This window comes from Tannockella kyphosi (assembly GCF_021054785.1).
Classification (GTDB): domain Bacteria; phylum Bacillota_I; class Bacilli_A; order Erysipelotrichales; family Coprobacillaceae; genus Tannockella; species Tannockella kyphosi.
Genome location: NZ_CP088239.1, coordinates 1799552 through 1814917 on the forward strand (window position 1 = coordinate 1799552; position 15366 = coordinate 1814917).

A 15366-nucleotide genomic window follows, 5' to 3' on the forward strand; every position below is an offset into this window, starting at 1 on the left:
TTTTATGCATAAATTAGATGTATTATCAACATTAAGAAAACAAAAAGTTGTCGTAGTTGTTAGAGGCGATACCCAAGAAGAAGGGATAAATACTGCTATTGCTTGTATTGAAGGTGGCATTAAATCAATAGAAGTAGCTTATACTAACAGTAACGCTAGTAGCATTATAAAAGACCTAACAAAACAATATAAACAAGATATTGATGTTTGTATTGGTGCTGGAACTGTATTAGATGCCCCTACTGCAAAAGATGCGATTATGGCTGGAGCACAATATATTGTATCTCCAAGTTTTAACCTTGAAACAGCAATACTATGCAATCGCTATGCCATCCCTTATATTCCAGGATGTATGACAATTACAGAAATTGTAACAGCTATGGAGAGCGGATCTAAAGTAATTAAATTATTTCCAGGTAGTGCCTTTTCACCAAAGTACATTAGTGCTATTAAATCACCCCTACCACATGTTAGTATTATGGTTACAGGTGGTGTCAGCCTTGATAATGCCAAAGAGTGGTTTGATGCAGGAGTTGAAGTGATTGGAATTGGTGGAGAGTTAAATACTTTAGCTAAAAAAGGTGATTTCGAAAAAATCACTGATTATGCTAGAATGTATGCTTCTTTATAAATAAGACTCAAAGGATTGTTTTGCATATGCAAAGCAATCCTTTTTTAGAATAACTATTTATTTTCTCTGATTTTTTTAAAAATTTCATACTGCTTTTCCATTGTCTGTGTTTCGTTCATCTGCAATCCTTTTGCTTCTAAAATACGCTCTATTGCTTGAGCTGGACTTAGTGTATGATAAGCAAAAAACAATTCCCGTAGTTCCTTTGGTTTTACAATCTTATACACCTTTAATGAGGATAGTTCATAAGTATAAGAAAAATATCTATATAAATAACCTGTCCAGAACATTTCATCTTTTGAGTATTTCACTGAACCATAATCAGTAGGAATATATTCTTCTTCTACTAATACATTAATGTCCTTAGCACGTATATTTGTTTCTAAAATACTTCCGTTATCTAATCTTTTCACACTTTTGCTATTCATAAATCTGCGAATAAATATCAAAGAACTACACATTAATTGGTTAACAGATTCCTCAAATGCATTCCCTTGTAATTCACACAAAAGCAAACCATCTCTATCCATTTTCTTCATATTTCCACCTTTATTTCTTATTTAAACATTTCGTCAATATACATTCCTTTTCCTCTATAACTAATTTTTGCCAATTTCACTTTATCTAAACCTAGTTTAGTCTCCGCTCTTCTGATTTTATTATAATATTCCCTTTCACTTTGACACATGTATACTCGCTCTAACATCCTCACCTGTGAAATAGCTTTCTCACTAATAAAAACATACTGTTTTCCTAAATTAGTAGCTGCTAAAGAATGTTGACACTGCTCCACCGTAATTTCTCCTTGAACAAAAGAATCAATTATTTGAAACATTCTATTATCAGCTATAGGAGCTATAATATAGTCACATTCTCTTGCATGTTTAATAATCTCTCTTACTATTTTATGATCCTTATACTCCTCTAAAGCTCCCCTATAATAAGCTATCGCCATCATCCACTCTTGATCCACAATATATTCCTTCGCCTTTAGACCATTCCTATTAAAATCTAAAAAATATACAGAAGAATTATCATATCCAGATACAAATGATACAGCTTGTTCATAGGTTTCCCCTGTATAAAAGCCACTCCCAAAATCATTATTTGATCTTCCAACACAAATACTTAATTCACCATTCACTATATTTTTAGATCCATGAAATAATAATTGATGATTTTTCTCTTTCTTCTCTTGCCAAAACATTTCTTTTAAGCGATTTAATTGGATTCCTTTATTAAAAGCAAACTCATATAATTTCTCCATAAATTGTGCGGAGGGCTTTGTTTTTTGAATCTCACTTCTTGAAATTGTTACCTGTTCTACATTTATCAACTCAGCCAACTCAGCTTGCGTCAACCCTAAAAGTTCTCGTACTGCACGTAAATCTTCTGCAAACTTATATTCCATGTAATCACTCCCTTTTATAACTTATTTATATCACATTACTTAAACAAGTTCAACTTAAACTTCTTTATATCATATTACTTAAATAAGTTTAGATAAAACTTTCTATTTAAATTTCTATTTTCAACTAGCACTTACTTTTTTGGAGATCAATCATTGTTTTATACTCACCTTGTTCTTTTATTACATCATCCTGTTTCCTCATTTGAGAAACTTTTCCTTCTTTTAATAAAACTATTTTATTAGCCTAGCAATACATTCTATATGTTATTACCAATACTGTTTTATCTTTAGTATATCTTATAAAACACCAAAATATCTCCTTCATTATGTTCTGTAATTAATAGACAGAAGACAACAAGTAGAAAAACGGGGCAAATAATGTATCAAACCTGACAATCGAAATGCAAAAGGAATAGTTTGAAGGTTACTTCTCTTTAGAACGAATCGAAATAGCAACAATAACACTAAGTTATACACTTTGTGTCCAATCATAAATAAAAGGACGAGTATCTCGTCCTTTTATTTTAGCAGTTTATTCAACAATAGGTCGTGCTTTACCAATTTGATTAATATATACTTTATACTTATAACTTCCAAGTCGTACTTAAGTTTTGGAGATCAATCATTTTCTTATAATCTCCTTGTTCTTTTATTAAATCATCATGTTTTCCCATTTGAGAAACTTTTCCTTCTTTTAATAAAACTATTTTATTGGCTCTAGCAATAGTACGCATTCTATGCGCTATTACTAATACCGTTTTATCTTTTGTAAGATTAGCTATTGCAAGTTGTACTGCAGTTTCATTTTTAATATCTAATGATGAAGTAGCTTCATCTAATAAGATAATAGGTGCATCTTTTAATAGAGCTCTTGCTATAGAGATTCTTTGTCTTTCTCCACCTGATAAACTAGAACCATTTTCTCCTATTAATGTCTCATATCCATTTGGTAAGGCCATAATAAAATCATGAGCTTTTGCATGTTTTGATGCTTCTATAATTTCTTGGTCACTAGCACCTTTTTTACCAATACGAATATTTTCCATTACAGTATTATCAAATAGTGTTACATCTTGGAATACAATAGAAATACTCTTCAGAAGTGTTTCTGGATCAATAGTAGAAATATCTTCACCACCAATAGTAATGGTTCCTTCTTCAATATCCCAGAATCTAGCAGCTAACTTCATAGCTGTTGTTTTTCCTCCACCAGAAGGACCTATTAAAGCTGTTACTTCTCCTTGTTTAGCAACAAAAGAAGTACCTTTTAATACATTATCTTCTCCATTGTAAGCAAAGCTTACATTGTTAAATACGATATCATATCCATTAGGTTCAAAGATTTCTACTCCTGTTTGTATCTTTGTAGATTCTAATTCTTGCATTCTACGAACACTAATCATTGCATGGAATATAGCAGCAATATTAATTAAAGCTCCTGCTATAGGTTCAAAGATTCTTGTACTAACCATCATAAATACGATAAATGTTAGAACATCTATTTCTCCACTACTTAACAATGAAACACCCATTAACATAGAAGTAGCAACACCTACTTTTAAGATCATTTGAGCACTTACTACTGGTAAAGATACTCCTAATTCTGCAATGACTGAACTTTTTTCAAAGTCTTTTAATTTTTGATTTACTACATCTATATGCATAGCTTGACGATTATTTGCTTTAATATCTCTAATATTTTCAATACATTCCATCATCTTATCATCATAAGATAATTTAATGTCTTTTGATTTTTGAGAAAAATTATTTTGAAATCTTCTTGTAAAAATACATAAAAAGAATGCGATTGGGACAACCCATAAAGTAGCTAATGCCATCTTCCATTGAAAGAATAATAAACCAATACCTGCAATAAAGATAGAAATAACTGCTCCTACCATTTGTGGTATATAATGAGAAAATGCTTGTTCTAATTCTGTAGCATCACCCATAATAACAGTAGTTACATCTCCTAAGTCTTTTTTACCAAAGAATGATAATGGTAATTTACGAATTGTTTCTGCTAAGCTAATTCTTTTTGCTGCACTTTCTTTATATGCAGATAAGTAATTCGCATTATATGAAATATAATAAGTAATAAAGATAAAGATTACTAATACCATTCCATAAACTGCATAGAACATAACATGAAACACTGGTGTTTCATTATTAAGTGTTACTAATAGGGCATCTTGTAAAAAATAATAAACAACTCCCGTTAAACCAAAGATAAGCATATTTACAACAGTTGCCCAAAAGGAAGCTTTTATTAAATCTTTTGCACCTTTTTCACTTAGTGCAAAAGTTTTTCTTAAATAAGGAATCATTATGCTTGTACCTCACTTTCTTTCCATATAAATGCATGATTATACTCTTCCCACATTTCTTTATACTTACTATCTTTATTTGTAAGTTCTTCGTGAGTTCCATTTTCTGCTATTTTACCATCTTCAATTACATATATTGTATTTGCTTCTTGGATTGTTGAAAGACGATGAGCAATAATAATAACTGTTTTATTTTTAGCTAATTCACTCATAGCTAATTGTATTTCATGTTCATTTTCAGGATCCGTAAATGCTGTTGCTTCATCTAATAAGATAATTGGTGCATTTTTTAATATTGCTCTAGCAATAGCAATTCTTTGTGCTTCTCCACCAGATAAATAAATCCCCTTAGTACCTACAATTGTATCAATACCATCAGGTAACTTATCAATAATATCCTGACATCTTGCCATCTTTAATGCTTCCATTACTTCTTCCTTACTTGCTCCTGGTTTTCCTTCACAAACATTTTCATAAACACTCATCTTATATAGTGTTGTATTTTGGAAAACAAAAGAAATAGTAGCCATTAAATCCGCTTCATTCATATCTCGTACATCTACTCCACCAATCTTAACTGCTCCCTCTTGAATATCAAAGAATCTAGCAATCAGTGTTGCTATTGTTGATTTCCCACTACCTGAAGTACCTACTAAAGCTACTGTTTGTCCTTGTTTTACGCTAAAAGATATGTTATCAATTGCTTTATTTATTGCATTTGGATAAGTAAATGATACGTTATCAAATTCTATATCATAAGCGATAGGAGTTTTTGTTTTATCTTTATATTCTAATGGTTTTTCATGTAAAAGAGCATCTACTTTATTAATTGCTTCTTTGGCTACCATAGAGTTTTGACTAGAATACATGATTTTCATAAGCATAACACTACAAATAGGACTAAAGAAAATATAGAACAAGAAATCTAACATAAATTCTTTCGTATTTATATTTCCTTGGAAAATAAAGATAGAACCACCTACTAAAAATAATGCAATAACACCTATCAATGTTTGGAAACCAACCATTGATATACGGAAGTTATCTGTATAATATATCACAAATTCTTCATATTCTTTAATAGAATCATGAAACTTTTTAAATGAAAAGACACTTTGACCAAATGTTTTTACTACTGATATTCCTCTTACATATTCTACAGCTTCATTATTCATTTTACTTAATGATGCTTCATAATTAATCATATCATCTTTTGCAGTACTTCCCATCATAGAACTACACATTGTTAGTAATGATAAAATAATTGGTATCATACATAATAAACCTAATTTCCAATTAAACACAAACAAGAATACAATAACTGCAATAGGTGTTACAAAAGCACCTGTCATATCAGGTAACTGATGTGCTAAATATGTTTCTGTTCTAGTTGCACTATCACTAATAATTCTTTTCATATTACCACTACCATTTTGATTAAAATATCCTAATGGTAACTGCATTAAATGGCTTAATGCTTGAGATTTAATATTTCTTGCAATACGAAACGCTGCTACGTGTGTACACATAAGGCCTGCACAATATAGCAACATACTTAAAAGTGCCATAACAAGCGACATAATAGCATAATTTGTTAAACTATCTGTTACCTCTATGTTTGGATACATCATAAATATTTCTTTTACCCCTAACCATATATATATAATCGGTAATAATGCAATTACTGCACTAACAGCCGAACATATCATCCCAATGATAGTAAAATACTTATAATTCCCTGCAAAGTTAAATAGTCTACTTGTTAAAGAGACTTCTTTTTTTGATTTTGTTGTTTCCATAAGATCCTCCAATCCTAGTTAGCTAAAGCTAACCTTGTTTCAAACTCAATATACTCTCTTTATAATATAAAGTCAATACAAGGGTAATTAGATTGGATTTTAGGAATAATATCTACGATTGCTTATCATTCTGATTGCCTCTTTTTGTTGATAGTAAGAGAGGTGCTGTGATATCTGCATTTTATCCTTGCCCTCACTTACTGCCTACAATAGCTGTGGCAGTAAGTCAATATTTGTTCTTATTGGTTTGGGTTTGATTTCTTGATTTTGCGTTATTTTTATTTGATTCCTCTTTCCTTAAAATGTAAATTATATGTGCATTGTATTGATAATGCACATATATATTGTTATAATGAATATACTAATAATAAAAGGAGTTGATTATATGGCTACAACAAACATTACTATTCGAATGGATGCAGACCTCAAAAAACAAGCTGAAGAACTTTTTTCTGATTTAGGTATGAACTTAACCACTGCATTTACTGTTTTTGCAAAACAAGCTGTAAGAGAACAAAAATTACCTTTTGTCGTTTCAAGAGCATACAATCCTGAAACAATCCAAGCGATTGAAGATGCTAGAAATGGTATTGGATTAAGTCGTGGTTTTTCCTCTGTTGCAGAACTTATGGAGGATTTGAATGCTGACGATTAAATACCAGAATTCATTTAAAAAAGATTTTAAGAACGTTAAAAAACGTGGATATGATATAAGTAAACTTCAAAACTGAATAAGTAAACCTAAGAAACACCGTGGATTTCATATCTACGGTGTTTTGTCGTTCTTGCGTTTCCTTGCTTTGTGTTGGTTGTTGGTTTCATCCACAAGCAATTCATCAAGTGATTATTACTATTTTGATAAATAAGAAATGATATCCATTTTATATTTATTATTAATCGAATATTTTAATCATTATTTACATCAATGTACAGAAAGACATGTGCAGATTGTTACACATATGACTTGCCTAATACATCAAAAAAGAAGCATATCATCGAATGATAATTGCTCCTAATTTAATATACGATGCATTCTTGTATTATCCAAAACAAGAAATGATTGTTATCTTTTAAAATAGTTAGTCATTATTATAATAGTTCTTTTACATAACTTCCTTTTTCCATTGCAATTAATCCTTCAATACCGCCTCTTACCATTGCTTCTACAGATTCATTAGTATAGAAGGCAATATGTGGTGTTAAAACAACATTTGGGAATTGTCTTAAATAAGCCATATCTCGATTAGAAAGTATATCATTTACTAAGCTTTTATGATAAATATATTTTTCTTCTTCAAATACATCTAATCCTAATCCACCTATTTTCTTAGATTCTATTCCTTTTATTAAAGCTTGTAAGTTCATCAATTCTCCTCGTGCAGTATTAATGAGTATTACTCCATCTTTCATTTTAGAAATAGTATCTTCATTTATCATTTGTGCTGTATCCACACTAAGCATTGTATGAATTGTAATAAGATCTGATTGTTTATAAAGCGTATCTAAATCTACATAAGTAGCTATCTTTTCTACTTCAGGATTTTGATAAATATCATATGCTATGATCTTACAACCAAAACCACTTAATGATTCCATTACTGTTCTACCAATCTTTCCTGTACCGATTACTCCGACAGTAAGACTTCTTATTGTTTTTCCTTTTAATCCTGTTAAAGAATAATCATTTACATTTTGACGATATAAACTTTGTTTATATTTTCTAAGTACTAAAAGTATTAACATAATTGTGAAATCAGCAACACTTTCTGGTGGGTATTCTACATTACAAACACGAACACCTATTTTATTTGCATATTTTACATCAATATGATCATAACCTATTGTTCTTGTACTTAAATACTTTATACCATATTCCTTTAACTTATCTAAAACTTCACTATCTATTGATTTCATACCAGCAATACTAATAGCATCATAACCAACACATTTCATTATCGTTTCTTCACTAAAAGCACATGTTACTATATCAACATGTGTTTTAAGTTCTTTTGTAACTTCTTGGAAAATAGCAATTTCTTCTTCTCTAACATCAAACACTAATATCTTCATTCTTATTTCTCCTTGTTATACATTTATCATCTACATTATTCATACCTTTTATCATTATACGCTTTTTACCTGTTTCTACAACTTTATATTAGGAATACTGTATAAATTAAATACTATTATGTTTACTATTTACAATCATCCTATAATGCACTTATATAATTGATTTTCTAACATGATTGCAAAACATTGATAACTCTATAATCTCACGCTACATAACATAAGGGAATAATAGTTATTACTAGTGATGTTTGTGAGCGTGAAATAATGTTTCTATAGTGTTTACTTCTTATGAGTATCCTATACTACAATTCTACTTTCCCAATTTTTCAAATACTAAATCACTTAGATCATTTTCAATTTACCTCTAGCATTAATACGTTTTCTATTGATTAACAGGCTCCTTTATTCTTTCTAATACTCTTAAAATATAGTATACTTTAAATATATATGATGTATGTATTTACAGGAGGGGACTAAATGCAAGATGTTACAAAACAAATACTAGAGTTTACTAGTGAACGAAACTGGGATCAGTTTCATACACCAGAAAATCTAGCAAAGTCTATTTCTATTGAAGCAGCAGAACTACTAGAATGTTATCAATGGAATAGTAATGGAGATATACAAGAAATAAAAGAAGAATTAGCAGATATCATGAACTACAGTTTATTATTATGTTCTAAATTAGGATTAGATCCTAAAGAAATAATATTAGAAAAACTAGAAAAAAATAAAGCAAAATATCCTGTAGAGAAATGCTTTGGTAAAAGTGATAAATACACAAAATTATAAGGAGATAATTTATGTTAGTATATCAAGGAATAAAAACTGATTTTATTAATGATGTAAATCTTAATTTAATAGTTACTAAAATAAAAGATAAATATTTTGAATTCTTTCATCGAAGTGTAGGTAAAGCAGAAATAAATTCATGGAAAAACTCTATGCAATATATGCGTGGTGTATTAGATGATAATGAAATACCTAATAATGCAGGTATTGCTATTGAATTTAATATTCCTACCACATCTAAGAGAATTGATTTTATTATCTCTGGAAGAGATAATAAAAAGAATGATTCTGTTATTATTGTAGAATTAAAACAATGGGAAACCGTTACTGCCGTTAAAGATAAAGATGGTATTGTATCTACCTATACAGGTGGTGCGATAAGAGAAGTTACTCACCCATCTTATCAAGCTATGACATACGCTAATCTAATTAGAGATTTTAATGAAACAGTACATCAAGAAAATATAGGTTTGTATCCTTGTGCTTTTCTTCATAATTATGATTTAAATGATAATGATCCTATCTTAGATAATCAATACAAAGAATATATTGATGAAGCTCCTTTATTTGGTAGTAAAGACTTTAAAAAACTTAGAAAATTTATTAAAAAATATATTGTAGAAGGAGATGATCGTGAACTCCTTTATAAAATAGAAAATGGTAGAATTAAACCTTCTAAAAGATTACAAGATTCACTATCAAAGATGCTAACAGGTAATAAAGAATTTCATATGATAGATGACCAAAAGGTCATCTATGAACAAGCAATTCTTGAAGCAAACAATACTATTAATAACGAAGAAAAGAAAGTTTTAATAGTACAAGGAGGTCCTGGTACTGGTAAGTCTGTTCTAGCAGTAAACCTACTAGTAGAATTCACGAAAAGAAATATGACAAGCTTCTATGTAACAAAGAATAGTGCTCCTAGAGAAGTTTTTAGTAAGAAATTAAAAGGGACTTTTAAACAAAAACATATCGACAATTTATTTCAGGGTTCTGGTGTTTTTGTTAACTCCGAATCAAATGAACTAGACTGTTTAATTGTTGATGAAGCTCATCGCTTAAATGCTAAATCTGGTATGTTTTCTAATTTAGGTGAAAATCAAGTAAAAGAAATTATTAATGCTTCTAGATATTCGATATTCTTTATTGATGAAAATCAAAAAGTAACATTTAAAGATATTGGATCTACTCAAATAATTAAGAATTATGCAAAAGAATTAAACGCTAATGTTAGTGTAGTAGATTTAGCAAGTCAATTTAGATGTAATGGATCTGATGGTTATTTATCTTGGTTAGATAATGTTCTTGAAATAAAAGAAACAGCAAACTATGATTTAGAAGATATTAAATATGATTTTCAAGTAGTAGATAATCCTAAAGATTTACAATTATTAATAAATGAAAAAAACGATATAAATAATCGTTCTAGAATGGTTGCTGGTTATTGTTGGGATTGGATTTCTTCAGGTAAAAATGATAGTAGAGTACATGATATTGTTATTGATGATTTTTCTATAAGTTGGAATTTAGGTAATTCTACTACATGGGCTATTGATGAAAGTTCGATAGAAGAGATTGGATGTATTCATACTAGCCAAGGATTAGAATTTGATTATGTTGGTGTTATTATTGGTGATGACTTACGTTATGAGAATGATAAAATTGTTACTGATTTTACTAAACGTGCGAAAACAGACCAATCTATTAAAGGACTTAAAAAGTTAAAGAAAGAAAATGAGAAAAAAGCCTTAGAAATAGCTGATGAAATTATCAAGAACACTTATCGTACTTTAATGACTAGAGGTATGAAAGGATGTTATTTGTATTGTACTGATAAAGCATTAGCTAATTATTTTAGGGAAAGAATTACAGGCACCTATAATTTGTAGAGACCCTAAAAAATTAGACTTTCGAAGAAGTAGTGTTTTACTACTTCTTTTTAATACTGTCCGAGCAATTCTATATTCAATCAAATTCATCCAAGACAGTTCTTGCTTAATTCCACAATGATTATAATGATAATATATTTTTTTCTATCGCCTGCTTTAGCTCTTCATAACAATAAACATTCGTCTCTTAAATAATCTTGCACATTTTTTTCGATTTATGGATAGGTTACAATAAACTAGACAGTTATTATAAGAACGAGTATTATTAATAATAACTGAAAAGGAGGCTATAGAACGAGAAGAGAAAGACGTATTTTTACAACTGCATTTAAAAAACAAATGGTTGATTTGTATCACGGTGGCAAACCAAGAGCATATATTATCCGTGAATACGATCTAACACCTTCCGCTTTTGCTAAGTGGATTAGGTAATCTGAATCAACTGGTTCATTGAAAGAAAAAGATAATTTATCTATTGAACAAAAAGAACTAGCTGAATTAAGAAAACGTAATAAACAATTAGAAATGGAAAATGATATTTTAAAGCAAGCGGCGCTGATAATGGGACGAAAATAAAAGTTATATTAGCGAACAAACATAAGTGCAGTATTAGCGCCATGTGTAGATTTTTAAACATAGCTAGATCAAGTGTTTATTATCATCCTGTTAAAAGAGATGAAGATATTGAAATTTCAAATAATATTAAAAATATATTTCAACAAAGTAGAAACAACTATGGTGCTAGAAAGATAAAAATAGAGTTATCTAAAATTGATTTAGTTGTGAGTAGACGTCGTATTCGTCGTATTATGAATGAATTAGGGTTAGTATCTAAAACAGTATAAAGTAACTAAAACAACATGTAATAATGACCTTATTGATAATGTTGTCAATCGAGAGTTTGATAGAGAAAAAAGTCTTGACGTAGTAGTGAGTGATTTAACCTATGTAAATGTTTTAGGCAAGTGGAATTATGTATGTCTACTTTATAACAGAGAGATTATAGGATATTCCTGTGAGAAACATAAGACAGCAGATTTAGTGAAAAAAGCATTTACTACAGTTAATAGAGATATCAATGATATTAAAATATTTCAGTCGGACAGGGGCAGTGAATTTAAAAATAAAATCATAGATGAAATATTAACAGTGTTTAATATTGAACGTTCATTAAGTGCTAAGGGATGTCCGTATGATAATGCAGTAGCAGAGGCTACGTACAAAGTATTCAAGACGGAATTTGCTTTCAATCGTGTATTCAATAGTTTTGAAGAACTGGAACTTGAATTGTTCGATTATATTAACTGGTTCAACAATATTAGAATTCATGGATCATTAAATTACATGACACCTGTAGAATATCGCCAAATGTCCTTATAAAAACTGTCCGAAAAAGTATTGACAATCCAACTTGAGTTTTGAAAATCAATCATCTTCTTATAAGCAGACTATTCTATTATAAGTTCATCATTTTTCCCCACTTGATAAACTTGTCCTTGTTTTAACAAAACGATCTTATCGCTCTAGCAATAATACGCATTCTATGTGTTATTACTAATACTGTTTTATCTTTAGTATATCTTGTACAACATCAAAATATCTCCTACATTATGATCTGTAATTAAGAAACAGGAGACAACAAATAGAAATACGGGACAATACCATACATATTATTACTAAAAACGGGGCAATATAAAGAATACAGTATTGAAAAAACGGGGCAAATAATATATTGTATAGTTGGAGGTATAAATATATGTATAGAAAAGATTCCCTTATGATTAAAGATTGGCTTGAAAAATCAAATAAAGCTTTATTAGTAACAGGAGCAAGACAAATAGGTAAAACTTGGTTAATACGTGATGAGATTGAAAAAAGTAGTTATATAAAGTTCGAAGTGAATTTTATTGATCAACCTAATATGGTTGAGTATTTAAATGTCAACATAAGTGCAGAGGAATTTCTAATTAAGTTAAAAATGATTATGCCAGAGAACTGTAAACCAAAAGAAACAGTAATATTTTTTGACGAGGTTCAAAAATGCCCTGAAATAGTCACAAAAATTAAATTCCTTGTGGATGAAGGTAGTTATAAATATATACTGAGTGGCTCATTATTAGGAGTTGATCTGAAAGGAATAGCATCAGCTCCTGTTGGATACTTATCTATTCTAAGGATGTATCCTATGGATTTTGAAGAATTTATGCTAGCAAATAATATATCAAACATGACAATCGAGATGTTAAAAGAAAAGTTTGAAACAAAAAGCCCTGTAGATGACTTCATTCACCAAAAACTTTTATCCCTATTTTTTATATACCTTATTGTTGGTGGAATGCCGGAGGCTGTAAAAACTTATATTGATACAAAAGATATTAGGGATGTTGATAAAGTACAACATGATATCGTCTTACTTTACAAAGAAGATTTTACACAATATGAACTGGAGGATAAAAAACTTAGGTTGAAATCTATATATGATATTATTCCAGCGGAGCTAAACAAGCAGAATAAGAAATTCGTTTTCACTATGTTAGACAAAGAACTTAAGTTTAACAGATATGAAAATAGCTTTTTATGGTTAAAAGATGCAGGTGTGGCTTTGCCAGTTTATAATGTTGATGTACCAATTATTCCACTTTTAGCAAGCAAGAAGAGTAACGTGTTCAGACTCTTTTCCAGTGATATAGGATTATTGACTAGTCAATATCCATCACAAACAAAGATTGAGTTAATTAATAATAATGGAGAAGTAAATAATGGTGCACATTTTGAAAATATTGTAGCGCAGCAATTAGTTGCAAATGGATTTGATCCATATTTTTGTAAAAAGAAAAATATAGGAGAACTAGACTTTGTAATAGAAATGGAAGGTAATATTGTTCCAATTGAAGTCAAATCTGGGAACGACTATAAATCACATAAGGCTTTGAGTGATTTTTTGAATGTACCCGAGTATCATATTGATAGGGCATATGTTTTTTGCAAAGGAAATGTAGATGTTAAAGAAAAAGTAACATATCTTCCAATTTACATGTGTTATCTTCTAAAAGAAAAGAAACTTCCCATGATGAAAGTAGAATTAGATCTTAATGGTTTGTAGAATAGCTAATATAAATCGAGTAGAGAGCTTTATCAAGTTTAGAGCTTTGTTCTTTCTAAAATGAATAGAAATAGCAACTATAGCACTAAGTTATACACTTTGTGTTAGATCATAAATAAAAGGACGAGGTATCATATCAGATTTCGTCCTTTTAAATTTTATTTTCTTTTTGAAATTTTTGAATAGAATGTTTATCAATATATGGCATTCCACTATTATTTCAATCTTTAAATATAAGCTGTTAAATTTAATTATCCCATCAATTTTTATAAGAAATTAACGTCGCTAACAAACCTTCAAAATCAGTATTTCCATCAGATTGAATCAAACCCGTATCCGCTTTAGAAAATAGATTCGACAGTATCATTGTAGATATCTTTTCATCAATCTTTCCGACATTTAGTAAAGATAAATAAAAATAGGTTAACACATATTTTTGCTTGTATTCTTCGCTAAGATGTTTTGAAGAAATTATCATTTTTATAAAAACTCTAAGAACATAGATAATTAAACATACCATCGAGAGCAAAATGACACTACTGTAAACAGGCATATCTTTACTAAATAATGTTATTGAAAAAACAGTTTCATTTATTGTTATCTCCGGTGTTAAAATAAGACCTAGCAACATCATCAATAAAACCGACAAGGCTAACGTTGCAACACTCCAGTGAATTGTACTTTTTTCGTACTCTTTCGATTTTTCATCAAGAAAGTTAGCCGGCTCTTCCAACTTTAATTTCCTTTGTTTTAAAAAATAGAAGATGAAATAATTACTACGAATTATACATTCACAGAAATTACACTTTCTTTTATCAAACCTATCAGTTGCCTAATTACATTCTTTTTTTTATATGCTATTAAAGAATTTGAAATTCTTACTAAATATTGCACTGTTACAATTGATGATGTAGAAGATAAAGTAGACTATGGAACTGTAGTCACATTAGATACACTAACTAAAGATGGTTACACATTTGATGGATAGATCAAGATGGTGAAGTATATACAAGTGAAGTAACAGTAACTTCTGACTTAGTTCTTTCTTCTACATGGACTAAGGATGTAGATAGCACTGATGGTGACACAGATACTGATGATGTAGTAGATACTGGAGATACTAATAATGTATTACTATTCACATCATTAAGTATTGATGCTCTTGCATTAATCTTAATAGATATGAAAAAAAGAAGTAGAGTTTAATAATACTAATTAAAATAAGTGCTAAAAGTAGAGTCTATTGACTCTACTTTTTAAATAGATAATTTGTTCAATTAAAGCAGCATCCTACCCTTTAACTTACTTATTTCTCTTGAATGTCTTTCTAGTATTAGTTTA

At 29.4% G+C, this 15366-nt stretch carries 11 protein-coding genes and 1 pseudogene; 6 read left to right on the top strand and 6 right to left on the bottom strand.

What is annotated here, in order from left to right; all coding sequences use genetic code 11:
* Positions 1–4 precede the first annotated feature (4 nt).
* Entirely contained in the window at positions 5–631 is a 627-nt protein-coding gene (locus LRR82_RS08760; protein WP_249029048.1) for a bifunctional 2-keto-4-hydroxyglutarate aldolase/2-keto-3-deoxy-6-phosphogluconate aldolase, read from the top strand.
* 53 nt (positions 632–684) lie between these two features.
* Here LRR82_RS08760 and LRR82_RS08765 read toward each other — a convergent pair whose 3' ends face one another.
* The 4 genes from LRR82_RS08765 to LRR82_RS08780 all read right to left on the bottom strand — a co-directional run bounded on the left by LRR82_RS08765 (position 685) and on the right by LRR82_RS08780 (position 6168).
* Positions 685–1170, bottom strand: a complete 486-nt coding sequence (locus LRR82_RS08765; protein WP_249029049.1) for an antitoxin — start codon at positions 1168–1170, stop codon at positions 685–687.
* Positions 1171–1187: 17 nt separating this feature from the next.
* Positions 1188–2042, bottom strand: a complete 855-nt coding sequence (locus LRR82_RS08770) for a DUF3990 domain-containing protein (RefSeq protein WP_249029050.1) — start codon at positions 2040–2042, stop codon at positions 1188–1190.
* 584 nt (positions 2043–2626) lie between these two features.
* The gene (locus LRR82_RS08775) at positions 2627–4369 is read right to left on the bottom strand and encodes an ABC transporter ATP-binding protein (RefSeq protein WP_249029051.1); all 1743 of its coding nucleotides are present in this window, start codon (positions 4367–4369) and stop codon (positions 2627–2629) included.
* Positions 4369–6168, bottom strand: coding sequence for an ABC transporter ATP-binding protein (locus tag LRR82_RS08780; RefSeq protein ID WP_249029052.1), 1800 nt, complete (start codon positions 6166–6168; stop codon positions 4369–4371). The genes LRR82_RS08775 and LRR82_RS08780 overlap by 1 nt, the downstream gene beginning before the upstream one ends.
* Before the next feature lie 385 nt (positions 6169–6553).
* Between LRR82_RS08780 and LRR82_RS08785 the strand changes: the two genes are divergently transcribed.
* Positions 6554–6823 (top strand): type II toxin-antitoxin system RelB/DinJ family antitoxin, encoded by a 270-nt coding sequence (locus LRR82_RS08785; protein WP_249029053.1) that lies wholly within the window; start codon positions 6554–6556, stop codon positions 6821–6823.
* A gap of 434 nt (positions 6824–7257) precedes the next feature.
* On the opposite strand, the gene LRR82_RS08790 is transcribed toward LRR82_RS08785, so the two are convergent.
* Positions 7258–8238 (bottom strand): D-isomer specific 2-hydroxyacid dehydrogenase family protein, encoded by a 981-nt coding sequence (locus LRR82_RS08790; RefSeq protein WP_249029054.1) that lies wholly within the window; start codon positions 8236–8238, stop codon positions 7258–7260.
* A 477-nt stretch (positions 8239–8715) separates the two neighbouring features.
* On the opposite strand from LRR82_RS08790, the gene LRR82_RS08795 reads away from it, so the two are divergent.
* From LRR82_RS08795 to LRR82_RS08810, 4 genes and pseudogenes are all read left to right on the top strand, one after another.
* On the top strand, positions 8716–9030 hold the full coding sequence (locus LRR82_RS08795) for a nucleotide pyrophosphohydrolase (protein WP_249029055.1): 315 nt from the start codon (positions 8716–8718) through the stop codon (positions 9028–9030).
* A gap of 11 nt (positions 9031–9041) precedes the next feature.
* On the top strand, positions 9042–10922 hold the full coding sequence (locus tag LRR82_RS08800; RefSeq protein WP_249029056.1) for a DUF2075 domain-containing protein: 1881 nt from the start codon (positions 9042–9044) through the stop codon (positions 10920–10922).
* 339 nt (positions 10923–11261) lie between these two features.
* Positions 11262–12302: pseudogene (locus LRR82_RS08805) on the top strand (IS3 family transposase).
* 376 nt (positions 12303–12678) lie between these two features.
* Complete coding sequence (locus LRR82_RS08810; RefSeq protein ID WP_249029057.1) at positions 12679–14025, top strand: ATP-binding protein; 1347 nt, start codon at positions 12679–12681, stop codon at positions 14023–14025.
* 259 nt (positions 14026–14284) lie between these two features.
* Here the strand turns inward: LRR82_RS08810 and LRR82_RS08815 are convergent, their stop codons facing one another.
* Positions 14285–14758 (bottom strand): DUF6161 domain-containing protein, encoded by a 474-nt coding sequence (locus tag LRR82_RS08815; RefSeq protein ID WP_249029058.1) that lies wholly within the window; start codon positions 14756–14758, stop codon positions 14285–14287.
* Positions 14759–15366: the final 608 nt, after the last annotated feature.